Consider the following 25,425-nt stretch of genomic DNA (forward strand, 5'->3'; position numbering starts at 1 on the left):
CAAAGGCTGTGTAGACGAAAAGTTTTTAATAATAATTCATATTTTGAGTAATAATAGTAAGAGGTTTTGCGTTTACTATGCATACATAGTATTTTTAAACCACCAATTACTAGACAATGCATTACTACCAACTACACGATCAGCTCAAAAAGCTTTTTAATACCGAAGAGGATTATATCAAAAGCGAAGAATTAGATATAGAGTTTTTTAAGTATGACTTTGAATCTACACAAGCAGCTAATGTATTGTGTGGATCGGAGACACTTCATTGCGATGAACACAATGAGAGCTTTGAAGATAAGTTTTGTAAACTTGTTACAGATACAGATCACTTACTAGATATCTCTGATTATAGTGTAGAAGAAAATAAGCGGTTTAAGATTGTGGTATTAAAGACTACAGAAGAAGAAGCTTCTACAGGCACTATAGTGATGTTTCACGGACTTAACGAGAAGAAGTGGGATAAGTATTTACCTTGGGCTTATGAGTTGGCTAAACGCACTAAAAAGGCTGTAGTTTTGTTTCCTATTAGTTTTCATATGGATAGAGCTCCTCTTGAGTGGTCAGATAGAAAACTGATGTTTGAGGTAGCTCAAAAGAGAGCATCACATTGGGAAGAGAATTCAGATACGAGTTATGTCAATGCTGCTTTAAGTACGCGTATGGAGGCTAATCCACAGCGTATGTTTTGGTCTGGTTTACAGACGTATTATGACTTTATCCAATGGGAGAAACAGTTAAGAGAAGGTAAGTTTTCGAGTTTATCTAAAGAGACTTCAATTGATTTATTCGGTTACTCTATCGGTTCATTTTTATCTATTATTTTGATGATGGCTAACCCTAATGGAATATTAGATAATGCTAAATTGGTGTGTTTCTGTGGAGGAATGACTATAGATCGTATGTTCCCTGTATCTAAGTATATTATGGATGGTAAGGCAACTATTATGATGCAGAAAGTCTTTGCACAATTGTTGACTACCAAGTTTATTGCTGAGCCTAGATTAAATCATTATCAAGATAAAGATTTGCATCCAGGAGAGAGTTGGTTTAAGACCATGTTGAGGTATAATCATCATCAAGAAGAGAGAGAAGCACGTCTAAAAGAATTAGAGAGTCAAATCTATTCTATTAACCTTAAAAATGATGAGGTAGCACCAGCAGTAGAAGCATTAAATATGCTAAAGGGGCCTTATCGAGATGTGCCTATTGGAGTGGATATTTTAGACTATCCTTTCCCATATAGTCATATGGTTCCTTTTCCTCAAACTATAAAAAATGCAGAGGAAGTAGATGCTCATTTTAGTTTAACAATGGCAAAAATGGCTAATTTTTATTTGTAAAAATAAAAAGCTAAAACACTTGATATCATTGGGTTTGTGAATGGTTTTACAAAGTTGATATTTGAAAAGTGTAATAAATAAATTAAAAAAGTTGGTCTGTTGTATAAAAATAATACATACATTTGACCTATCAAATAAACAAAAAAAGACATGTACTTAAGTCAATTACATCATCGTCATCATTATACTTGTACTCTTACGAGCTGATAATGATATGGTGTATTTGAATCCAAAATATCTAATTATCCCGTTTGAGTAAATCAGACGGGATTTTTTGTTTTTATGCGTATTGCTATTTGATACTTCCTATCGATTTACTCGAACATTTTAATCAAAAAATATCATGAGTAAATTAAAAATCGCAATCCAAAAAAGCGGACGTCTTAGCGAAAAATCCTTAGAATTATTAAAAGAATGTGGCATTAAGTTTCCCAATGGTGGAGGTAAACTTATCGCAGAGAGTAAGAACTTTCCTATCGAAGTATTGTTCTTGCGTGACGATGATGTGACTAAATATGTTGAACAACAAGTAGCAGATATCGGTATCATCGGAGAGAATGTTTATCTAGAAGCTAATCTGGAGGTGAATGTACTTGAGTATTTAGGTTTCGGAAGTTGTCGATTGAGCCTTGCAGTTTCTAAAGAAGTAGATTACCAAGGAATAGAATACTTTGAAGGTAAAAAGATAGCTACTTCATATCCATTTGTCTTAGAAAAATATCTAAAAGAAAAAGGAGTAAAAGCATCTATAGAGTTTATTTCTGGTAGTGTAGAGATAGCTCCTAGTATTGGCTTAGCTAATGGAGTATGTGATATCGTTAGCAGTGGATCTACACTAATGTCTAATGGTTTAAAAGAAGTAGAGAAAGTATTAGATAGTCAGGCTATCTTAATTAGTAATAAGGCATTAGACAAAGAGAAACAATTGCTATTAGAAAAGCTTTTGTTCCGTATCAAGTCAGTACTCAATGCTAAAGAGCGCAAATACATTTTACTTAACGCGCCTAATGACAAACTAGAGCAAATCATTTCAATCTTACCAGGTATGAAGAGCCCAACTATTTTACCCTTAGCAGATCAGGGGTGGAGTAGTCTTCACTCTGTTATCCAAGAAGACCAGTTCTGGGAAATAATAGATGAATTAAAAGCACTAGGAGCAGAGGGAATCTTAGTCGCTCCAATTGAGAAAATGATTTATTAAAAAGCAAATTACGATGAAAACAATATATAATCCTACACCAAAAGAATGGGCAGCATTAACTAGTCGTCCTACTATCACAACAGAGAGTCTGAATGAAAGTGTAAGTACTGTGCTAAAACAAGTAAAAGAACGCGGTGATCAAGCTATACAGAACTACGCCTCTTTGTTTGATGGCGTGCAATTAGAAGATTTCCGCGTAAGTAAAGAAGAGATACAGGAGGCTTCTAAACAAGTAAGTGAAGAAATCAAACAAGCGATAACAGTAGCTGCAAGTAATATTAAGAAGTTTCACCAATCTCAAATAACAACAGAGGCTAGAGTAGAAACAACAGAAGGAGTTATGTGTTGGAGAAAGAGTGTAGGGATAGAGAAGGTAGGTCTGTACATTCCAGGAGGAACAGCTCCTTTGTTCTCTACTTTACTGATGCTAACTATACCTGCACAATTAGCAGGGTGTAAAGAAATTGTACTATGTACACCATGTAATAAGCAAGGAAAGGTGAATGAGGTAGTATTATATGCAGCTCAATATCTAGGAATAAATACCATATTTAAGATAGGTGGAGCTCAGGCCATAGCTGCGATGGCTTATGGAACAGAGGCTGTACCACAGGTGTATAAGATATTCGGACCAGGTAACCAGTATGTGACTAAAGCTAAAGAATTAGTACAAACACAAGGAGTAGCTATAGATATGCCAGCAGGACCTAGTGAAGTATTAGTGATAGCAGATGAGCAGGCCGATGCGGATTATATAGCTGCAGACTTATTGTCTCAAGCAGAACACGGTACAGATAGTCAAGTTGTATTTGTAACAACAAGTAAACAGAAGATAGCAGAAGTAACAGAAGCTTTAGAAACTCAAGTAGAACAATTGCCTCGTAAGGAGTTAGCCAAACAAACATTAACCAATAGTTTAATGATTGAGCTATCTACTTTAGAAGAGTGTATTGCATTTAGCAATGAGTATGCTCCTGAACACTTAATCTTAAATATAGATAATGCGGAACAATATATTGACTTAGTAGTGAATGCTGGTTCAGTGTTTTTAGGTGCTTATTCTTGTGAGAGTGCAGGTGATTATGCTAGTGGGACTAATCACACCTTACCTACTAATGGGTATGCTAAAAGTTATAGCGGAGTATCAGTAGACAGTTTTGTAAAGAAGATAACGTTCCAAAAACTAACAAAACAAGGGTTAAAGAATATAGGTAAAACGATAGAAGTAATGGCAGAGGCAGAACAGTTAATTGCTCACAAAAATGCGGTTAGTATTCGACTTAAAAAGCTAAGTGATGAGTAGAGGTAACACAAATATCAGTGCACTAGTTAGACCTAATATTGCTAAGTTATCTCCTTATACTAGTGCTAGAGATGAGTATAAAGGTAATGAAGGAGTATTTTTAGATGCTAATGAAAACCCCTTTGGAAGAGTTAATCGCTATCCTGATCCTTATCAAAAAGAATTAAAACAAGTAATCAGTGAGATTAAAGGCGGAAGTACGGAGCAATTGTTTTTAGGCAATGGTAGTGATGAGGCTATTGACTTAGCATATCGCATATTCTGTGAACCCAATAGAGATAAGGCAATTGTCTTTACACCGACTTATGGTATGTATGAAGTCTATGCTAATATTAATGCTGTAGAGTTAATCACATTGCCTTTAGATAGCTTATTTCAGATTGATACAACCTTAGTAGAATCTTATTTAAGTGATGAATCTGTTAAGCTAATGTTTATCTGTTCGCCTAATAATCCTACGGGTAATTTGATGGATCGACAAACTATTGTTCAGTTGTTAGAACAATTTAAAGGAATAATTATTCTAGATGAGGCATATATTGATTTTAGTACAGAGGCTTCTTGGTTAGAGCAGTTATCACAGTATAATAATTTAATCATCTTACAGACTTTATCTAAAGGATGGGGAATGGCAGGATTGCGCATAGGAATGGCTTGGATGAGTGAAGAGTTACTCTATTATTTCAACAAAGTAAAGTCTCCTTATAATTTGAGTGTTATTAATCAACAGCAAGCTATTGAAGTCTTAAGAGATACGGAAGGGGTTAAACAAAGAATAGAACTATTGCTAAGTGAGAAAGACAGAGTAACTAAAGAGTTAAAGAATCTCTCTATAGTAAAGGTGATTTACCCGTCAGAAGCGAATTATCTATTAGTGGAATTTGACAATGCAAATCAGATATACGAAGAGTTAATCAGTAGACAGATCATTGTTAGAAATAGAAGTAAAGTAGTACCTAATACCTTGCGTATATCCATAGGATTACCTGAAGAGAATAACCTATTATTAGCTGCACTAAAAGCATTATAACATGAAAAGGAAAGTATTATTTATAGATAGAGACGGAACAATCATCAGAGAACCTGAAGATTTTCAGATAGACAGTTTTGAGAAATTAGTGTTTCTACCTAAGGCTATCTCTAGTTTATCTAAGATTGCTAGAGAGTTAGATTATACATTAGTATTAGTCAGTAATCAAGATGGGTTAGGTACGAATTCTTTTCCAGAAGAGACGTTCTGGCCAGTACAGAACTTTATCTTGAATACACTAGCAGATGAAGGAGTAGTATTTACAGATATTTATGTAGATGATTCCTTTGAGTATGAGAATAAACCAACGCGTAAGCCAGGTTTAGGTATGCTTGGTAAGTATGTTTATGGAGAATATGATTTGGCTAACTCTTATGTATTAGGTGATCGTCAGACAGATATACAGTTAGCTGAGAACTTAGGTAGTCAGGCTATTTATATTAATGAAGAAAAAGATGATAGAGCAGCTTTATCCACTATGGATTGGGAAGAAATCTATCAGTTCTTAAAACAACAACCTCGAATAGGCAGAGAGTTTAGAACAACGAATGAGACAACTATAGATATAGAGGTAAATCTTGATAGCGCTAAAGAGTGTAGTATTAACACAGGATTGGCCTTCTTTGATCACATGTTAGAGCAAGTGAACAGACACGGTAATATCGGATTAAAGATAGAAGTGAATGGTGACTTACAGGTAGATGAGCACCACACGATAGAGGATACAGCTATCGCTTTGGGTACTGCATTTAAAAAAGCGTTAGGAAGTAAGAAGTCAATAGAGAGATATGGTTTTTTATTGCCAATGGATGAGTGTTTAGCTCAGGTAGCTATCGACTTTGGTGGTAGAGCTTGGATAGTATGGGATGCCGAGTTTAAAAGAGAAAAAGTAGGAGATATGCCTACTGAGATGTTCTTTCACTTCTTTAAATCTTTCTCAGATGCGGCTAGTTGTAATCTAAATATCAAAGTAGAGGGCGATAATGAACACCACAAGATAGAGTCTATTTTTAAAGCCTTTGCCAAGGCGATTAAGATGGCGGTGAGTAAAACAGAGAATTATAACATACCTAGTACAAAGGGAATACTATGATAGCGATACTTAAATATAACGCGGGTAATGTACAATCTGTAGGGAATGCCATCCAGCGGTTAGGATATGATACTGTAGTCACAGATAATGTAGAAGTACTAAAATCTGCTGATAAAGTGATTTTTCCTGGTGTAGGTGAAGCTTCATCTGCGATGGCCTATTTAGTTGAACGTGGATTAGACAAGGTAATTCGAGATCTTACTCAACCAGTATTAGGAATATGTCTAGGAATGCAGTTACTCTGCACATCTAGTGAAGAGGGGAATGCAGAGGGATTAGGCATCTTTGATAATGAAGTTAAGTTATTTCCTTCGGATGATATTGTACCACACATGGGATGGAATGACTTTAGTAAACTAGAAGGAGCGTTGTTTAAAGAAATAAAAGTGACTGATGACTTTTACTTTGTACACAGTTATTATGCAACTTTGAATGAAAGTACCATAGCGATTAACAACTATATAGTACCCTTTTCGGCAGCATTACAGAAAGGTAATTTCTATGCTGTGCAGTTTCACCCTGAGAAATCAGGCAGAGTAGGAGAATTATTATTAAAGAACTTTTTAGAATTATGAGAATCATACCAGCAATAGATATAATAAATGGGCAGTGTGTACGTCTGTCAAAAGGAGATTATAATACTTCTAAAGTATATAATACTAATCCTGTAGAAGTAGCTAAGCAGTTTGAAGATGCAGGAATAAAGTATTTGCACGTAGTAGATCTAGATGGAGCTAAGTCAAAGCAAATCGTCAATGCTAAGACATTAGAACAAATCGCTACACAGACTAATCTAAAGATAGATTTCGGTGGAGGAATAAAGACTGCAGCTGATATTACGACTGCATTTAATAGTGGAGCTAAGCAAGTAACTGTAGGGAGTATTGCTGCTACTGAACCAACGTTGTTTTTAGAGTGGTTAGAGATTTATGGCAGTGATAAAGTAATCTTAGGAGCGGACTGTAAACAACGCAAGATTATGACGCAAGGATGGTTAGACTCAGCAGACACAGATGTCTTAGAATTTATTCAATCGTATGAGCAAAAAGGGGTGCAGTATTCGATAGTGACGGATATTGAGAAAGACGGTATGTTAAGTGGTCCTGCTATAGAATTGTATAAAGAGATTATAGTAAATAGTACAGTGAAGCTTATTGCTAGTGGAGGATTGACCACTGTAGAGGAGCTGTATAAGCTAAGAGAAATAGGCTGTGAAGGAGTGATTATTGGAAAGGCTATATATGAAGGAAAGATAACCTTAAAAGAGTTGAGTGAATTATGCTGAAAAAGAGAGTGATAGCCTGTATGGATATACAGAATGGAGAAGTGGTCAAGGGAATCAACTTTGTAGATATACAGCGAGCGGGTGACCCTATCGCTTTAGCTAAGCGTTATGTAGATGAAGCAGCTGATGAGTTAGTCTTTTTAGATATTACTGCAACTGTTGAAAATAGAAAGACACTGATAGGATTAGTAAGTGAGATAGCGAGTCAGATTAATATTCCCTTTACTGTAGGTGGGGGTATTAGTACTCAAGAACAAGCAATAGATTTAGTAAGAGCAGGTGCAGATAAGGTGAGTGTAAACTCTGCAGCTATTAAACATCCAGAACTAGTAAGCGAGATAGCAGAAGTATTAGGCAGTCAGTGTGCTGTAGTAGCTATAGATACGAAGTATGAGGATGATGAATGGTGGGTGTATAGTGCAGGTGGACGTATCAAGACAGCATTAAAGACTGTAGAGTGGGCAAAGCAAGTAGCTAATCTAGGAGCAGGGGAGATACTATTGACCTCTATGAATAATGACGGTACTAAAGCTGGCTTTGCACTTGATATTACTGCTGAGGTAGCTAGTGCAGTGAACATACCTGTGATTGCTTCTGGGGGAGCTGGGAATATAGAGCACTTCGCTGATGTATTTACCAAGACGAAGGCTACAGGGGCATTAGCAGCTAGTATTTTTCACTATGGAGAAATCAGTATTCCTCAATTAAAGCAAGAACTAAGAAACAAAAATATAAGTGTAAGATGAAACTAGATATTAATTTTAATAAAGGTAATGGGGTGGTACCTGTTATCATCCAAGATAAAGACTCTATGCAAGTATTGATGCAGGGGTATATGAATGAAGAAGCATACCAACAAACCATCGCAGAAGGCAAGGTTACTTTCTACAGCCGCACTAAGAACAGGCTATGGACTAAAGGGGAGACTTCAGGTAATTATCTACTTGTAAAAGAGATTAAAATAGACTGTGATAAGGACTGTCTGTTAATTACAGTAGAGGCTATAGGAGCTACTTGTCATACAGGTACTACTTCTTGTTTTGGGGAGATTGATGATAAGGGCTTTGTTTATACATTAGAACAAATCATTAGTGATCGAATAGATAACAATATAGAATCATCTTATACTAATCAACTTTATAAAAGAGGAATTAATAAAGTTGCTCAAAAAGTAGGAGAAGAGGCAGTTGAGGTGGTTATCGAAGCAAAAGATGATAACGATGAACTGTTTAAAAATGAAGCAGCAGATTTACTATATCACTATTTAATCCTTTTGAAGGCTAAAGGTTTTGTATTGAGTGATATAGAAGCTGTACTAAAAGAACGTCACCTTAAATAAATACCCAAATACATGATGAGATATAGCTTTGCTTCAAAATTTGGATATTCTCCTTTAGAAAAAATAAATTCTAAAATATGCGAATTTTGAGCTCTATGCCTTAGAATAAAGAAGGACCTGCACTTGTGATGCAGGTCTTATTGTTATCCGTTGTTTGTAGTGGATGATTCCGATTTTAAACAAATAGTATTGAATTAAAATTAGATATTACCAATCTTTTAAGGCAAATACTTGTGCTCTAGAGCTTACGTTAAGTTTTAGATAGATATTGCTAATGTGGTACTTAGTTGTACTTATGGTAATACTAAGCTCGTGAGCAATCTCTTTATTTGTCAAACCATCCCAAATTTGGTATAATACATCTACTTCACGTTCAGTTAGCTTATAGTTGTTTTTTAGATAATAAGATAAGTCTCCTTGGTGATCTTTTAATGAAACAACTTCATTTTGCTTTCCTATTTGAGCATTCTTCTCATCAACTAATAGCTTGTGATAATTCTTTAGCATTAGCACATACTGGAACATAAATACACGATTTCTAACGTTGTGTTTTTGGTTCTTACGTATTAGTATATAGTTATTTACAATGCTAAATATAATAATTAGAATTATAAATAATTTTAAGTGATTCATACCTTGTTTATATTCAATTAAGGTTGGGGTTGTTTCCATATTAGTGAAACAAATTCCATACAAAACACATTGACATAATAGTAGAAGTATATATAAGTAGTACTTACTTCCACGCTTTAGAACTTTACTAATAGCAAGACTAGAAATGAATAAAGCTAATACTATAAGGTCTAAGAATAAGATATGTCCTTGTCCATAGAAGTAACTAGAAAAGTATAAAACTATAGCGATTATAGATGTAAGAGAATATATCTTTAGTTCATTTTTATACATAAATCTCTTAGCGCCAAAAGAATAGTATGTAGATAGTAGCATACCTATGTGAATTAAACCACCAGCTAGAATAGTTGTTCTAAAAAAACTTTCTACTATAGTTAAGTCAACATGTAATAAGTTTAGAACATCACTATATATAAAGCAGATTAATATTAATGATTGTATCGCTAAATAGCTTAACCACTTTTTTTCTTTAAATATTTGATATACAACTAAAGAAGCTCCAAAACCTAAAAAGGACATTCCATAAAAAATCCCAGATACAAAAGAATTAAATGATAACTCTATATAGTTAGACATATCATGATGTACTGGTATACTACTTAGATTTAACGAAGGTTGGCTACTTAGAATATTTGTTATACTAGCATTTCCTATAAGTATACTATGAATTATTTCAGGTGTCATACTGCACAACTTAGTAGTAGTATGTATGATAGAGAAATTCTTTATAAAAGAGATTGCATTTATAAAACTATATATAGGTATATAGCTAAGTATAATCATAATAGGTATTGTACCCATTATAAGGTATTGTTGTTTTTTTTTCGAATCCATTGTAATTTTTATATAAATAACGAGTACTGTTATTATAGTATATGGGGATAGTCAATGTTATTTAGCCCTAAACATTGTACTTATGTACTATAATATGTACCTACTAATTTTGAAAACTCAGTTTATGTGAGCTCACAGCAAAGTATAATTTGTATAATATAATGATAGATGTGAGTTAGTCATTATTGTTATTCGATACTACACTTTGTTATTTACGAAAAGCAATTTTATTGTTTAAATGATAGATTAAATTCTTGATCCTCTTTTATTAAAATGTTAAATATTTTAGAAGTTAGGCTTCTAGTTAAGCTTTTGGGAGGATGTGAAATTTCACTTCTATAGTTAAGCTTTTTGGCGATAAAGCTTTGGTATAGAGCTCTGTGTGTGGCTGTATTCATTTTTGTTGTTGTTTTGCTTTGTTAAAGCAAGATAGAAGTAAAAGCTGTACTATGTACTATTACAAAGTATAGTTCTTTGTTAAAAATTAGGGTAGTTAATGTTTTTATTACTACTCATATTGTGATTATTAAAGAATGTGATAAGCATATTAGTTCTCTTTAACAAATGTGACTTACAAAACTAGATTCTTGTAGTAATAGGGTTTAGACTAGGCTAGTAAAATATTAATAAAGTATTACAAAGTAGATATTAGTAATTCATATAGCATAGAATACCTTAGTAAGTGCATCTATAACCTGTTCTGCCTTATTTTCCATGTAGATATTATAAAGAATCTTGTAAACTTTATCGCCTACAAAACATAGAGGTTTAGTAGACTTTTTTGCTTATTTTGTGAAGTTGTGTATAGTGATTCCTATACTTTTTGTCATTTTTTAGCAAGAGTTGTTTCGCATACTTTTGTTATGTATTAGCTTAAAAAGTAGCATTAACCTCTTCAACTTTATAACAGTTTACTCTTATTTTATAGTTGCTGATTATTATATAGGACTAGTCCTTTTTTAATATTTTAAAGTATTGATAATTAATGTTTTTAATTTATTGAAACTATATTTTAAACTCTTCTTTTTGTTTCAATTTAACAGTGTTAATAGTAGTACTAGGTATCTATTTATGAATTAAACTATGCTTAAGTATAGGCCTCACACTTAAGTGACTTCATACTTTTGTCTTTGAATTTGTGAAGAGATATAGTTCTGATTTATGTGAATAATAAGTACTAACAGTTTCAAATTTTGTGGGGACAATATAAGAACTGTTACGCTCTCCCAGCGATACTTTGTTAGGTTGAGTGTTGGGAGAGTTATTTTAAAATAAACGAGTCAGACTTGGTGGTAAATCTCTAAACAAATTCCCTTACTAACGATTATTATAAGCTCGCACTAGTTCCATAAAAGGGAACTAAAAGTGAGTAGAAAAGTTTATTAACGAAAAGCTATTTAAACCAACGGTGTTAGTTGAAATATGTAGATATCGCCAATTACTTGGCTTTGTATTCTTGAGAATATAAGGTTGTGTTGTCGATGGGTACTACATATTCTCAACAGTGTCTAAATACACTTTTGATATACAAAGTCAAGATTTAGCCCAATCAAGAAGTTGTAGTTCAATTAATGTCAAAAAAGGAGAGATACCTACTTATGGAATTTCTCTGTTAGTTAATCTTTATCAATTATGAAAAAAGGAAGTATGGGAATAAAAAAGACATAGTAATAAAAGGTTTTGAAAACTAGGTTTTGAAAACTTCGCCACAAGATGGTGTTAGGGTAATAGATTAAAGAGTTTAGAACCTTTTATTCGGTAGTGTTTTCTCTCACAAGTCAATTCAATCGTTTAAATGTGTTACATCAGGTTCTTCTGATGTTTTGAAGTATGTAACAGCATAACTCACACCCGCTGTTATTGTTCAAAAGATGCTCTTTAAGATAACAATTCTATACTGTCTAAAGTAATTAATGTGATTAGTACTCTAAACTCACAATCAGAGTCTATTCACTAGAACATTTTAAAAACACAATTAACAAACAACAAATGAAACAAAAAACTACTTTTTCTCTATGGAAGAGGTTACTGCTTTTGCTCGTCCTGTTCGTTCCTTTAGCGCAGTCCTTTGGACAAGCTCGTGTAGACGCTAAATTAGGACTTTATGATAAGACAGATCATGGAGGCTTATTAGGAGGCTCAAAACCTGTAGTAATCAATCCTGAGAATGTAAATCAATTTGATAATAACTACGCTCGTCTAGAAGCATCGCCTGGACTAGCTGTAGGTTTAGGATCATATACATCATATATAGAATTAGTCTTTACGAAGACTTTAGAAGCAAATCAAACTTCTTATGTAAGACTTCAGCCAGATGGTAAATTATTAGAAGGGTTATTAGGAGGAAGCTTAGGAGAGCTTTTATCAGGAGTTTTAGGTGCTGTATTAACAGGTAACCAAGAGTTTGATATAACTGTAGGCTTGGGACAACAATCAGTTTTATTTGGTAGTAGTACATTTGCTTTTAAAACAGATACAGGAACTATTAACGTTGTTAAAGACAAGGATAACTATTATTACTTAGCTATAACACCAACTAAGAAATATGACCGTATAAAACTTCGTAATAAAACCGGAGGGGCAGTAGGTCTTGGTGTTATTAAAAACCTAGATGTGTTTCATGCATTTGCATATGATGAAAAGGGAGCAGATTGTGGTAAACCTAGCTTTACATCTTTTGACGGTTCAGGTCTTAATTTAGATGTTTTAGCAGCTCAAGATCCAATGCTAAATTATGCTATTGATAATGATAAGAGTACTTACTCTACATTAAATAAAGGAAGTTTATTGAGTGTTAAGGTTGGTGGTTCTATGTCACAGAAATTTTATTTCCCAACTATATCAGATGAGAAGTCCTCTGTTAATATTCGATTGGCTGTAGGAAGCTCAGGTGTGTTAGATTTAAATCTTCTTGGAGGTGTAGAGGTATTAGCTTATTATGGTAAAAGTACAGCACCAGTTTATCAAAAATCTTTATCAGGTGGTTTAATTACAGACTTAAATCTTTTAAACTTAATTAAGGATGGTAAGGCTGTTGATATCACGGTAGCTCCAGGTAAAGCATTTGACCGCTTAGAGGTGCGAATGAAAGCTCCTGTTGGTCTTGATGTTTTAGGAAGTTCTGTACGTATTTATGATGTAGAACGTTTTGATGGGGTTACATGTAAGAATCCTTCAATCAATATTCCACCTGCTACAGAACAACCATTTGATGTAGCTTCTTGTGCTACGAAATTAGAAGACTTTAAGAATGTAGATTTTCCATTTAATGCCGTAGATGGTAATAATGAGACTTACACTACATTAACTGCTTTTAATGGTAATCTATTAGTATCAGGTCCTCAAAGTGGTAGTATTCATATGAAATATGATACAGCATTACCAGCTAATAAAACATCTTATATCCGTATTGATGCAGATAAAGATATGCTTAATGCTCTTTTAGGAGGGACTTTAGGTAAGTTAGTTGCTGATTTGGGGGGTCTTATATTAGGGAATCATATTTTTACAATAGAAGCATATAACACTGCAGGTACTCAAATTTTAAAAAGCTCAAGTTCTAATCAATTTGAAGGAACTGCAAATGGAGCAGTTAAATTAGTACAAGATAATATAGGTAGATATTATCTTGCAGTAACACCTAGTCAATCATATCAAAGCATTGTTGTATCAAATAGTGTAAGTAGTTTGTTGCCTACAGGAGAGAATCGTACACTTAAAGTGTATAATATGTGTACTGATATAGGAACAGATTTATGTTATCCAGCTCAGTTTACTTCTTATGATCAAAAAGGTATTTCTTTAAGTGTATCTGATTTAGGTAAGGCAGGGGTTAAGAATCCATATCATGCTATTAGTGGAAATTCATCTAATTATTCAGAAATAAGTAATGGTCTATTATCTGTAGGAGGTTTAGTTAAACAAACTGTTTATTTTAATCAACCTTCTCAATTAGGAGATGAGTTAAAAGTAAGATTACAGTTAGATCCTAGCTCTCTTCTTTCTTTAGATTTATTAGGAGGATATAAAATAGTTACTTCATTAGGAGGTGAAGAACAAGAGTCTTTCACATTACAACAAGGATTGATTAATAGTCTTAATTTATTAGATTTATTTAAGTCTGGTGGTGTACAGACATTGTCATTTGATACGAAAAAAGTATTTGATAGAGTTGATATCAGAGTAGTTACTGTACTTAATGTTTCGGTTACTCCATCAATCCGTTTATATGATATCAAACGTATAAGTAAAACATGTCCTGAGAAAACAACAGTATCTCCATTTATAAAACCAGTATGTGCTACTACAATAATTAGTGCATCTAATGTAGATGATATTGATAATATCTTCAGTGATAATTTTGATGCTTATGCTACATTGAATTCTGGAGCAGGGTTTTTATTAGGTTTAGGAGATAAATATTCTGGTCATATCGAGTTAGGATATGATAAGGAGGTATCTGCTAATACTACATCTTATGTACGTATTGACTTTGATGAGAAACTATTAAATGCATTATTAGGTGGAAGCTTAGGTAATGTAGTAAATGGTTTAGTAAATGAACTTATTTTAGGAAATCACTTCTTCGAAGTTGAAGTTAAAAATGCAGGAAATAAAGTAATTCTTGACGGAAAAAGTAATGTAAATAGTAATACTGCTAAAGGTGCAGGTACTATTAGAGTGGTAACAGATAAACTAGGACGTACTTATTTAGCTATTACACCTACAGAAGCTTATAAATCAATCAAAATCACAGATAAGACTAATAGTGCACTAGGCGTATTAGCTAAACCAAATACTATGAATGTGTATAGTATGTGTTATGAAAGTGATACTAACTCTTGTGTTCCTTCATTTGCTACATCTTATGAATATAGTGGTTTAGCCCTTGATGTTAAAGATTTATCAGGTGCAGGTGTGAAATATCCTGAACGTGCTATCGATGACAATACAACTAATTACTCAGAGATCTCTTCAGGAACATTAAAAATAGGTGGCTCAGTTAAGCAGTTCATCTATTTTAATAGTGATGCAAAGGCTGGTGAAGAAGTGTCTATCAAATTTAGAACACAAGGAGGTCAAGTTAATGTTGGGCTTATTGGGGCTATTGAAATTAAGGCTTATAAAGGAGATAAAGAAGTAGACGCTATCAGTGGAGATGACAAAGGATTAATTAATGGTATCAATGTTCTTGATTTATTAACCAAAGATCAGATAGTAGAGCTTCCTTTTAAACCTAAAGCTGCTTATGATAGAATATCAGTAGGTTTAAAAGAGTTAGTAGGAGTAAGCGTAGGAGCTAGTTTGCATTTATATGATGTTGCTAGAATCTGTAAAACCGTTAACCCAAACCAAACATTAGTCGCTTGGAAATCTTATAAAGTAAATAATGATGCGACTATCAAAACTGTAAAAGGTGGTGAAGAAGTAGAGTATACTATTCATGTACGTAATGAAGGGACTACTCCTATAGCTGATTTTATTGTAAAAGATAAAATGCCTAAAGGAGTTAAGTATAAATCAAGTGTAGCAGGAGTAATAAATGATGATGAAGTTGTATTTAAACACAGCGCTACTTTAGCGCCAGGGGCAAGTACGTCTTTTGTATTTACAGTTGATGTAGATAAGGATTTAACTGGACTTGTCGAGATTAAGAATATTGCTTATGCAGGTGAAGCAGGGCAAGAATTAGGAAAAGAAATATTCTATCCTTCTTTCCCGCCTATAGATAATACTAATCCAACTCAACCTGATGGAACAAAATCACCAGGTACAGTAATTAAGGTAGTAGGAGACAATACTATCGATAAACCAACTATTGTTTCTGTAGATGAGAATGGTGTTGAGAGTACAAACAACAAAATATGTGTGGGTACTTTTATTACACTTAAAGTTAAAGAAGAAGCTAACACTTACCAATGGTATTTTAATGGTAGTGCTATTGATAATAGTGGAGCATCTACTAATGTGGATTATGGTAAAGAGCAGACTCTTGTAACAGATATACCTGGTGAATATACAGCTGTTATCATTAAAGATGGCGTGATTTCTAAAGTTTCAGATGTATTTGAAGTAATTACTAAACCATTACCTGTTATTACTATCGAAGGTGAGGCAGAATTTATGGTAAAGATAGGGGAGACTGTAACATACCCTAAAGTGTCTAGTACAGATGGAAATATCGTATGGTTTGATCCACAAGGACACCTTATAACTACTTTACCGACAAGTTTTGATGCACCAGGAGTTTATCCATTTACAGCAATTGTAGAAAAAGACGGATGTGCTGCATCAGAGACTATTATTGTAACAGTATTTGACAATACTGGATGTCCTCCAACTACGCAACGTGTATATGCACAAGGCACAGGTGACTGGAAGACAACATGGTATACTACTTTATTAGGAGGAGTAAGTAATAAGGAGAATGCAACAGATGCTAATCCTACAACACACTCTACTATTACTTTAGGATTAAGTGTTTTAGGTCTAGGTACTACTTGGCAGAATATTTACTTCGACGGTAATGAGATTCCAGCAGGTACGCCTGTTAGTGTAAAACTTGGAAATGAATACTCTTTACTAGCTGTTGGAGATGGTATTACTGTAGTAGGTTTAGATAAAAAAGGAAAAGATATTGGTGTTATTAAATCTGTTGGAGGAGGTCTATTAAAACTTCTAAGTGCAGATAACGTATATGAATACACTTTTGTTCCATCTAATAGCAAAGGACCGCAACCATATTATGGTGTGAAAATTATCTATAGTGCAGCTGTTGGTGCGGGGGCAAGTATGAAGATTTATGGTGCTTACTATAATGCACCTGGAGATTCTTGTACTCCTAATAATTATACACCTGCTGATAATGTAAAAATTCCTACAGGAGTACATCCTCAGATTTTAGATATTCATCATGGTATCCAGGATATTGGATTAGGAGTAGCTACATCTTTATCTCCTTTTGTTAACCCATGGAGAGCAGTAGATAATGATCCAGATTCTTATGCTTACATCAATAGATCTGTAGCAGTAATTAACGCAGCTACATTGACGGTATTGTTTAAGCAGCAATCTATGCCAGGAGATGAATTACATATAGATATAGAAGATTCTGCTAACCCTGTATTGAGTTTAGATTTATTAAAAGGATTTAAGATTCAACGATACTTAGGAGATAAGAAAGTTGGACCTGAATTAGAAGCTGGAGGAGACGTTTTAGGACTAAAGCTTTTAGGTATAGGTAAAGGGGCTAGAAGACGTATTATCGTTACACCTTTTGATACACCATTTGATAGAGTTAAGATCTTCTATGGTAATATTCTATCAGTACTAGGGTCAGAAACTAGAATCTTTGACGTAAGTCTTAATCCTCAAATTTTAAAAGAGTCTATTGACTTAGATAAGTATTATGATGTTTGTGTTGGTGGTACATTCACTATTGAGAATAATGATGGATGTACAGAATTTAAAGTGTTTACTAATAAAGATAAGACAGAAGAAATTGCAACTAAAAATGGTAAAGACTTTATTCTTTCTAGTAAACTACAAAAGGGCCAACATAGCATTTATGTGCAAGGATATAGAAATGGATGTGAGGTAGGGCACTTACAAGAAGTAAGAGTTAATATACAACACTGTGCTGTGAAATCAAACTTGAACATCACACACAAAATCAAATAATTAGAAACAACAATATTATATATAACAAGACATGAAAAAAATAACATTAATAGCAGCATTATTAGGTTCAGTATATTTTGCAAATGCACAAGTAGGGATCGGTACGCCGGACCCTGCTACTTCTGCTGAATTAGATATCGTAGCAAAGGCAGGTAATAAAGGTATCTTGATACCGCGTGTTGATTTAAAGAACACTAAAGACTTTCAAATGGCAGGTAAAAGCGCTGAAAGTACTAGTTTATTAGTGTTTAATAGAACTGAAGTAAAAGATTTAGTGCCTACAGGTTTTTATTACTGGGATGGAGCTAAATGGAATAGAATAGTAGGTAAAGAAGAGTTAGATACAGTAATTAAAAATTTAGGAGATAATATTACTAACATTACGACTAAGTTAGAAGGAGATGTTAAGAATCTTAAAGCTGTAATCAACTATATCTTACCATCTAATCCTGATAATAAAGATGATAAAGGTAATCCAGTAGTTAATGAAAAGCATACTACTATTGTTTACAATCCTGATACTAAGGAGATGTTCTATGTAACTTATGATGGAGGTAAATATACTACTCAGAAGATAGATATCACTAAAATGGTACAAGGTGTAGAAACAAATACTTTCTTTACAGAGATTAAAGATGCTAATGGTAAGGTTACAGGATATGTATATTTTAATGAAAGTACTATTGTAAAAGCTTTAAATGGAGAAACTGACGCTACTAAAATTAAAGAAATCTTAGCTAACCTTGATGCTACTACACCAGGAGCAATTAGTATTGATGTAAAAGGAACTGTAGTAAACAACTTCAAAGAGATCTTAGAAGCACCAACTACAATTACAGTAACAACAAAAGAAGGAGATAAGACTTTTACAACAGTAGAAGAGTACTTACAGTATATTTCTCAGTCAGCTGATGGTAACGTTATTTATAAAAATATAGGTGATGATAAAAATCCTAACTGGGTATTCCAATACTACAATAAAGCTGATGGAAAATATGTAACTATTAGCTTACGTGATTTAGTAGCAGGAACAGAAACTAAAACTTTTGTAAAAGAGATTAGTGAGAATGGTAAGGTAACAGGATTTGTTTATTTCTCAGAACAAACAATTATTGATTGGTTAGCAGCTGATAAAGGAAATACAGTAGATAATATTCCAAATGATGCTAAAGGGGCAATTACTGTTGACGTAAAAGGAACAGTAGTAAACAATATCCAAGAGATCTTAAAATCTACAACTTCTATTACTGAAGGTGGTAAAACATTTACAACAGTAGAAGAGTACTTACAATATATTTCTCAGTCAGCTGATGGTAATGTTATCTATACAAACTTAGGAGATGATAAAAACCCTAACTGGGTATTCCAATACTATGATAAAAATACTGGAAAGTATGAAACAATTAATTTACGTGATCTAGTAGCAGGAACTGAGTCTAAAACAACTATTGTAACTTATAATAATAAACAATACTATTTATCAGAAGCTTATATCGTAGGTGGAGGTGAGTTAGATGTGACTAAATGGATTGCTGTTCCAACTGGTGCTATCCATGTAGATGTAGTAGGTGGAGTTATCAATAATATTGAAGAAATCTTAACTACTAAAGGTAATATTACAATTCAAGTAGGAGGTAAAGATATGACTTTTACTTCTGTAGAAGAATACTTGCAGTACATCACCCAGTTCTCAGAAGGAAATGTTATCTATAAAAACATTAGTACAGACCCTGCTAAACCAAACTGGGTATTACAGTACTGGGACAATACAGCAAATGAGTACAAAACTATCAACCTAACAGATCTTGTTGCTGCTGTAGAAACTAAAACAAACATCTTAAGAACAGAGTCTAAAGCTGATGGCACATTAGAAGCTTTTGCAGCTGTAGTAGCTCCAGTAGAAGCTAATGTAAAAGTAGGTGAGATATTCTATAAGTACAATAATGAAGATAAAGGTGAGCAATTCATCAACATGACTGCTGATATCTTGACTTCAATTAATAATAATGAGGAAATCAAGAAGGCTATTACAAATGTGTTAAACCAAGGAGGTAACGTGTATTATGGAGATCATGATAATGACCCTTCTACTGATGAAGCATTCTACAAAATTGTAGATAATAAGAACGTTAAAATAGATTTACCAGTTTCTTTCTTATTAGAGATCATTAATAAGTATAAAGATGTGATCAAACAAGCTCTTGGAGATAATATTACTAATGAAGGAGATATCGTATTTACAGGTAATATCTATAATGGTCGTCAAGTAATGTTAGTGAAAGGTAGTACTTCTACTAATGGAGAATCTGCTAGAACTACAGGAGTTACCTTAGCTAATGCTACAGGTGATAACGCTATTAATGGAGTACTTTCTATTAAAATATTAAAGGCAGGTGTTGTAGTGACAGAATCAACTAAAGATGTAGTGGTAACTGATACTAAGATTGACTTTAACATTGGGGTAGGTAACATTTATACAGCTTTACCAGCAGGAGACTACGAGGTAGTAGTAGAATACCTTGGTAAAGAGGTGAAATAATCTAAAAAACAACAAACAACAATTATAATTCTTTTCAAAAAGGGAGGAGCTAAAGCCAACTCACAATAACGGCTCTTCCCTTTTTATTAAATCAAACTCACAATTATGAAAAAAATATATTTAAGCTTAGCTTTCTCATTACTTGTCTCTGCTGGATTTGCACAGACTAAAATAGGTGTTGCAGGTAAGTCTACTCCAGATTTAAACACAAGTGCTGTATTAGAATTAGATGCTATAGATAAAGGTCTTTTATTACCTCGTGTTGAATTAACTCAAACCAAAGATGCAGCTCCTCTTAAAGCACATGTTGAGGGAATGACTGTGTATAATACAGCTAAAGTAGCAGACGTAGTACCAGGTTTTTACTATAATGATGGTACTAAATGGCAACAGATGGTTACTACCGATAATAAAGCAGTGAAGTTTTTCTATATGCCTACGATTACTTTTGATACAGGAGTTTTAGGAGCTCCTTCAGAGCCAAAAGATCTATATGCAGAATATGTTAAGCAGTTTAGTATGACGAATCCTAATTCAGTAAAAAGTTTAGGAGCACCAGATACAATTCCTCATTATCCTGAAGCTACAGACTTATATTACTATGTAACAGATTATGATCCAGCAGTATTTAGGGGTATAGAGATTACTGCTGATGGTAAAATGACTTATGAAGTTATAGGTACAGGTACTCCTACATCTATTATGAATATCGTATTCGTGGTGAAATAACTAACTATTAAAAGTGATTTACTATGGTAATGAAAAGAACACTCTTAGTAGTTTCTAGTTTATGCTCTGTGGCTATGACGGCACAGACTGTAAACAAGGGAGGGTTATATATCAGCCCTGAGGGAGTAATGTCTACACACTATGCTTTAGAGAATAAAGAAGCGGCAGACTTTAAGAACAATGGTACTTTATATGTATATAATGACATTGTTAATAATGGAGCTTTCTTTGATTTTAAAGGGAAACAAACACAAGGAACTACCATTTTTAAAAGTGATAAACAGCAGAATATTACTGGTAGCTCTATCAGTAAGTTTAACGATGTGGTACTAAATAACAGCACTGCTGATATTGCCTTTAATATTATCAATGATGTAGTAGTTCAAGGGAAAGTTGACTTTAAAGATGGTATAGCTAAAGTAGATAATACTAACGGATCATTTACTTTCTTAAAAGATGCAAAAGCGATTAATGCTAGTGATAATAGTCATATAGAAGGAACTGTAGATAAAGAAGGTAATAATGAATTTGTGTTTCCAATTGGAGACAAGAAGTATTACCGAAATGCTACAATTACAGCACCTAAAGATGAGAAAGATGTTTTCATAGGAAAGTATAATCTAGACGATACTAATTTCTTTAACTCTCATAAGCACAAATCAGGTGTAGTAGAGTTAGTGAATAACAGAGAGTATTGGCTGGTAGATCGCAGTTCGAATGTGAAGAGTGATGTTATATTAAGTCTAGGATGGCATGAAGATACTACACCTAAAGAATTACTTCAATCTCCAGAGAAGAACTTGCGTATCCTGCGTTGGGATGCTAAGGATCAGCATTGGGTAGATGAAGGAGGTATAGTAGATGTAAGTAATAAAACAGTTACTACACCTACATCAGTACGAGGGTATGGTTTCTTTACTTTAGGTACAGTGAATACAGACTTGATATTAGATGGAGATGTAGTTATTTATAATCTAGTATCCCCTAATGGAGATGGTGAAAATGACTTTTTCTTAATTGATAATATTAATCGTTTTCCCAATAACAAGGTTGAAATTTTTAACCGTTGGGGGGTAAAGGTATATGAGACTACGAGTTATGACAGTCATGATAACGTGTTTAGAGGTTACTCAGACGGACGTGTTACGATTAGCTCAGGAGAGAAATTACCTACAGGTACTTACTACTACGTGATTAGCTATGAGTATAGAACGGCTAGTGATGCTCGTACGATTAAGAAATCTGGGTATCTACATTTAGAAAACAACTAAGAATTGACGAATGACAATTAATACAACAATTAGAAATATAAGTGTATGTATGTTAGCTTTATTAGGAGCTCAAAATATACAAGCACAACAAGACCCACAATACACACAATATATGTACAATGCCTCTAATATCAACCCTGCCTATGCAGGGACTAGAGGTAACTTAAGCATTTTTGGTAATTATCGTACACAGTGGGTAGGACTAGATGGAGCACCTAAGACAGCTAATTTATCAGTGAATACTCCATTAGGAGATTCTAGATTAGGATTAGGAGTTAACTATATGAATGATCGTATAGGAGCAATGGATGAGAATAATATCTCTGTAGATCTATCATACACTATAGACTTAAACCATGAGTATAAATTAGCATTTGGATTAAAGGCAACTGCTAATCTATTAAACGTAGATTATACTCGTTTAAACAGTTATAGTGGTAAAGATCCTGTGGCTGCTTCAAATATAGAAAACCAATTCTCACCAAATATAGGTGCTGGTCTATATTTGTTTTCTGAAAAATCATATGTAGGATTATCTATTCCTAACTTTTTGACTACAGATCGTTATGATGACAATGAAGTAACTACTATGCGTCAGAAAGCTCATATGTATTTGATGGGGGGATATGTATTTGAACTAAATCCTAGCTTGAAGTTTAAACCAGCTTTTTTGGCTAAGGCTGTATCTGGAGCACCATTACAGTTAGATTTGACAGCTAACTTCTTGATAGTAGATAAGTTTACTGTAGGAGCTTCATATCGTTGGGATGCATCAGTTAGTGCATTAGCAGGATTCCAGGTTAATGATAATTTGTTTATAGGATATTCTTATGATGCAGATACAACTAAGTTAGCGAACTATAATTCAGGTTCTCATGAGATCTTTATGAGATTTGACTTGTTCAATAACCGTACACGTATGAATACACCAAGATTCTTTTAACGAAAACTATAAAGTATGAATAAGAAGGTTATTAAGTTTTTCTCAATAGCCTCTTTTTTCTTAATATCTATAACAGCAGGAGCTCAGACAGGTAAAGAGAAAAAAGCAGACAAGAGCTTTGACTACTACGAGTATGTCAACGCAATTGAAATCTATGAGAAAATTATCAATAAAGGGTTTAAGAGTGTCAATGTATTAACCAAATTGGCAGATGCTTATTACTTTAAAGGAGAGCTTAAAACAGCACATAAGTGGTATGAAGAGCTTTTTAATTTTGCAAAACAAGAAGGTACTAAACTTCCTTCAGAGTATTATTATAGATATGCACAGACACTACGCTCTATAGAGGACTATAAACTTGCTGATGAATATTTAAGTGAATTTGCTCATCTAGAGAAAAGTGATAGTCGTGGAATCTTATTTGAAGAGAAAAAAGATACTTACCTGAAGGAGATTAACTCTATGATACAGCGTTATGACCTAAGGGCACTACCTATTAATAGCGTATACTCAGACTATGGATCTAGTATTCTAGGAGATCAGTTAGTCTTTGCCTCTGCTAGAGAGACAGAGAATGGAGGTAAAGTACATAAGTGGACTAATGAGGCATTTACTAATCTATACAGTACACTTATAGGAAAAGATGGAAGCTTTAGCGATCCAGTGCCATTAGATAAATCAGGTAAGGCTAAGGTGAATGTAGCTTCTGCTATCTTTACTAAAGATGGTAAGACGATGTACTTCACTAGTAATAACTTTAAAAAGAATAAGAAAGTTCATAATGATGAATTTTATATTCTATTAAAATTATACAAATCAACGTTAACAGAAGAAGGAGGATGGTCTGAGGCAGTAGAGTTACCATTTAACTCTAACAACTTTAATACAGCACACCCAGCCTTATCTCCAGATGAAAAATGGTTGTATTTCGCTTCTGATAGAAGTGGTACTATAGGCGAATCTGATATTTATAGAGTTTATATAGAAGAGGACGGAACTTATGGTACGCCTGAGAATTTAGGCGCTAGAATTAATACAGAAGGTAGAGAGACATTTCCGTTTATTTCTAAAGATAACTATCTATACTTTTCTTCAGATGGTCGTCCTGGTTTAGGAGGATTAGATGTGTATATGGCTAAGATCAACGTGGATAATACTTTCGGTAAAGTAGCTAGTGTAGGAGCACCTATTAATAGTCCATCAGATGACTTCGCATTCTATATCAATGATAAGAATAGAAAAGGATTTATCAGCTCTAATAGAGATGGAGGAATAGGAGGAGATGATATTTATTTTTTCCAAGTAGTAGACTGTAAACAACAGATAGAAGGACAGGTGTATAATACTACAACTAAAATGCCTATCGCTAATGCAGAAGTAGTTCTTTATGACAATGCTTATAAAGAGTTAGCTACATTCACTACAGATGCTCAGGGGCAATATAAGACAGAAGCTTTAGACTGTAATTACAAGTTTAGACTTAAAGCTAGTGCAGATAAGTTCTTGACAGCAGAGGTGTCTACAATATTAGGAAGAGAGTTTAATGTTTCTAAAACTGTAAATATAGGTTTAGACCCAGTAGAAGAGAAAATAGAGAAGGACGATGACTTATTTAAAAAGCTAAAGTTAGATCCTATTTACTTCGACTTTGATAAAGCTACGATACGCCCAGATGCTGCTGTAGAATTAGCGAAGGTAGTAGAGGTGTTAAATATGTATCCTAAACTAAAAATAGATGTGCGTTCGCATACTGATAGTAGAGGTAATGATGCATATAATATGAAATTGTCAGATAGAAGAGCTAAGGCTACTGCTGCATGGATGATACAGCAAGGCATAGATACTTCTAGAATAACAGGGCAAGGGTATGGTGAATCTCAATTAGTCAATAAATGTGCTAATAAAGTACCGTGTACTATTCAAGAACACCAAGAGAATAGAAGAAGTGAATTCATCATTCTAAATATTGAGTAAAAATTAATGGAGATATGCCATAGTGATAATTAACTGTCATTATGGATATATCATAAAGTAGGAATTTTTTCATTAATTAGTAATTAGCCAGTTTACCTAGTGTAAGCTGGCTTTTTTGTTTGTACTAGAAAATAAGAGATTTTGTGATGTATATAAAAGAGGTAAAGGAAGAATGAATATAAAGATTCATCATGTCCTTATATTAGTAAATTCAGTATAATATGATGT

The 25,425-nt window shown here is 33.6% G+C and carries 16 protein-coding genes; 15 read left to right on the forward strand and 1 reads right to left on the reverse strand.

What is annotated here, in order from left to right:
• The first annotated feature begins 116 nt into the window (after positions 1 to 116).
• From BMX53_RS14590 to hisIE, 9 genes are all read left to right on the forward strand, one after another.
• Positions 117 to 1,343, forward strand: coding sequence for a DUF6051 family protein (locus tag BMX53_RS14590; RefSeq protein WP_074747218.1), 1,227 nt, complete (start codon positions 117 to 119; stop codon positions 1,341 to 1,343).
• Positions 1,344 to 1,686: 343 nt separating this feature from the next.
• The gene (gene hisG, locus BMX53_RS14595) at positions 1,687 to 2,544 is read left to right on the forward strand and encodes an ATP phosphoribosyltransferase (RefSeq protein ID WP_074747220.1); all 858 of its coding nucleotides are present in this window, start codon (positions 1,687 to 1,689) and stop codon (positions 2,542 to 2,544) included.
• Between the two features lie 13 nt (positions 2,545 to 2,557).
• Positions 2,558 to 3,847, forward strand: a complete 1,290-nt coding sequence (hisD, locus tag BMX53_RS14600) for a histidinol dehydrogenase (protein ID WP_074747222.1) — start codon at positions 2,558 to 2,560, stop codon at positions 3,845 to 3,847.
• Entirely contained in the window at positions 3,840 to 4,877 is a 1,038-nt protein-coding gene (hisC, locus tag BMX53_RS14605) for a histidinol-phosphate transaminase (RefSeq protein WP_074747224.1), read from the forward strand. Before hisD ends, hisC begins: the two co-directional genes overlap by 8 nt.
• A gap of 1 nt (position 4,878) precedes the next feature.
• Positions 4,879 to 5,970 carry a bifunctional histidinol-phosphatase/imidazoleglycerol-phosphate dehydratase HisB gene (gene hisB, locus BMX53_RS14610; RefSeq protein WP_074747226.1) on the forward strand — a complete coding sequence of 364 codons (1,092 nt, stop codon included), beginning with the start codon at positions 4,879 to 4,881 and terminating at the stop codon, positions 5,968 to 5,970.
• Positions 5,967 to 6,545, forward strand: coding sequence for an imidazole glycerol phosphate synthase subunit HisH (hisH, locus tag BMX53_RS14615; RefSeq protein WP_074747228.1), 579 nt, complete (start codon positions 5,967 to 5,969; stop codon positions 6,543 to 6,545). Before hisB ends, hisH begins: the two co-directional genes overlap by 4 nt.
• Positions 6,542 to 7,255 carry a 1-(5-phosphoribosyl)-5-[(5-phosphoribosylamino)methylideneamino]imidazole-4-carboxamide isomerase gene (gene hisA, locus BMX53_RS14620; RefSeq protein ID WP_074747230.1) on the forward strand — a complete coding sequence of 238 codons (714 nt, stop codon included), beginning with the start codon at positions 6,542 to 6,544 and terminating at the stop codon, positions 7,253 to 7,255. Before hisH ends, hisA begins: the two co-directional genes overlap by 4 nt.
• Positions 7,249 to 8,001 carry an imidazole glycerol phosphate synthase subunit HisF gene (gene hisF, locus BMX53_RS14625; protein WP_074747232.1) on the forward strand — a complete coding sequence of 251 codons (753 nt, stop codon included), beginning with the start codon at positions 7,249 to 7,251 and terminating at the stop codon, positions 7,999 to 8,001. Before hisA ends, hisF begins: the two co-directional genes overlap by 7 nt.
• Positions 7,998 to 8,594, forward strand: a complete 597-nt coding sequence (gene hisIE / locus BMX53_RS14630) for a bifunctional phosphoribosyl-AMP cyclohydrolase/phosphoribosyl-ATP diphosphatase HisIE (RefSeq protein WP_074747234.1) — start codon at positions 7,998 to 8,000, stop codon at positions 8,592 to 8,594. The genes hisF and hisIE overlap by 4 nt, the downstream gene beginning before the upstream one ends.
• 207 nt (positions 8,595 to 8,801) lie before the next feature.
• Here the strand turns inward: hisIE and BMX53_RS14635 are convergent, their stop codons facing one another.
• Positions 8,802 to 10,061: a response regulator transcription factor gene (locus BMX53_RS14635; protein WP_074747236.1), complete on the reverse strand. Its 1,260-nt coding sequence runs from the start codon at positions 10,059 to 10,061 to the stop codon at positions 8,802 to 8,804.
• Positions 10,062 to 12,050: 1,989 nt separating this feature from the next.
• Here BMX53_RS14635 and BMX53_RS14640 point away from each other — a divergent pair.
• The 6 genes from BMX53_RS14640 (at position 12,051) to BMX53_RS14665 (ending at position 25,197) form a co-directional block, all read left to right on the forward strand.
• Positions 12,051 to 17,741, forward strand: coding sequence for a COG1361 family protein (locus BMX53_RS14640; RefSeq protein WP_074747238.1), 5,691 nt, complete (start codon positions 12,051 to 12,053; stop codon positions 17,739 to 17,741).
• A gap of 31 nt (positions 17,742 to 17,772) precedes the next feature.
• Positions 17,773 to 20,280 carry a hypothetical protein gene (locus tag BMX53_RS14645; RefSeq protein WP_074747240.1) on the forward strand — a complete coding sequence of 836 codons (2,508 nt, stop codon included), beginning with the start codon at positions 17,773 to 17,775 and terminating at the stop codon, positions 20,278 to 20,280.
• A gap of 105 nt (positions 20,281 to 20,385) precedes the next feature.
• Positions 20,386 to 21,009, forward strand: a complete 624-nt coding sequence (locus BMX53_RS14650; protein ID WP_063176026.1) for a hypothetical protein — start codon at positions 20,386 to 20,388, stop codon at positions 21,007 to 21,009.
• A gap of 23 nt (positions 21,010 to 21,032) precedes the next feature.
• Positions 21,033 to 22,280 (forward strand): T9SS type B sorting domain-containing protein, encoded by a 1,248-nt coding sequence (locus tag BMX53_RS14655; protein ID WP_074747242.1) that lies wholly within the window; start codon positions 21,033 to 21,035, stop codon positions 22,278 to 22,280.
• 10 nt (positions 22,281 to 22,290) lie between these two features.
• Entirely contained in the window at positions 22,291 to 23,223 is a 933-nt protein-coding gene (locus BMX53_RS14660; RefSeq protein WP_063176028.1) for a PorP/SprF family type IX secretion system membrane protein, read from the forward strand.
• A gap of 15 nt (positions 23,224 to 23,238) precedes the next feature.
• Positions 23,239 to 25,197, forward strand: a complete 1,959-nt coding sequence (locus tag BMX53_RS14665) for an OmpA family protein (RefSeq protein WP_074747244.1) — start codon at positions 23,239 to 23,241, stop codon at positions 25,195 to 25,197.
• Positions 25,198 to 25,425 lie beyond the last annotated feature (228 nt).

It is taken from the genome of Myroides marinus (assembly GCF_900109075.1).
Taxonomy (GTDB): domain Bacteria; phylum Bacteroidota; class Bacteroidia; order Flavobacteriales; family Flavobacteriaceae; genus Flavobacterium; species Flavobacterium marinum_A.

Coding starts and splice junctions, on each gene's coding strand:
- BMX53_RS14590 (WP_074747218.1), top strand. CDS start 117: ATGCATTACTACCAACTACACGATCAGCTCAAAAAGCTTTTTAATACC.
- hisG (WP_074747220.1), top strand. CDS start 1,687: ATGAGTAAATTAAAAATCGCAATCCAAAAAAGCGGACGTCTTAGCGAA.
- hisD (WP_074747222.1), top strand. CDS start 2,558: ATGAAAACAATATATAATCCTACACCAAAAGAATGGGCAGCATTAACT.
- hisC (WP_074747224.1), top strand. CDS start 3,840: ATGAGTAGAGGTAACACAAATATCAGTGCACTAGTTAGACCTAATATT.
- hisB (WP_074747226.1), top strand. CDS start 4,879: ATGAAAAGGAAAGTATTATTTATAGATAGAGACGGAACAATCATCAGA.
- hisH (WP_074747228.1), top strand. CDS start 5,967: ATGATAGCGATACTTAAATATAACGCGGGTAATGTACAATCTGTAGGG.
- hisA (WP_074747230.1), top strand. CDS start 6,542: ATGAGAATCATACCAGCAATAGATATAATAAATGGGCAGTGTGTACGT.
- hisF (WP_074747232.1), top strand. CDS start 7,249: ATGCTGAAAAAGAGAGTGATAGCCTGTATGGATATACAGAATGGAGAA.
- hisIE (WP_074747234.1), top strand. CDS start 7,998: ATGAAACTAGATATTAATTTTAATAAAGGTAATGGGGTGGTACCTGTT.
- BMX53_RS14635 (WP_074747236.1), bottom strand. CDS start 10,061: ATGGATTCGAAAAAAAAACAACAATACCTTATAATGGGTACAATACCT.
- BMX53_RS14640 (WP_074747238.1), top strand. CDS start 12,051: ATGAAACAAAAAACTACTTTTTCTCTATGGAAGAGGTTACTGCTTTTG.
- BMX53_RS14645 (WP_074747240.1), top strand. CDS start 17,773: ATGAAAAAAATAACATTAATAGCAGCATTATTAGGTTCAGTATATTTT.
- BMX53_RS14650 (WP_063176026.1), top strand. CDS start 20,386: ATGAAAAAAATATATTTAAGCTTAGCTTTCTCATTACTTGTCTCTGCT.
- BMX53_RS14655 (WP_074747242.1), top strand. CDS start 21,033: ATGGTAATGAAAAGAACACTCTTAGTAGTTTCTAGTTTATGCTCTGTG.
- BMX53_RS14660 (WP_063176028.1), top strand. CDS start 22,291: ATGACAATTAATACAACAATTAGAAATATAAGTGTATGTATGTTAGCT.
- BMX53_RS14665 (WP_074747244.1), top strand. CDS start 23,239: ATGAATAAGAAGGTTATTAAGTTTTTCTCAATAGCCTCTTTTTTCTTA.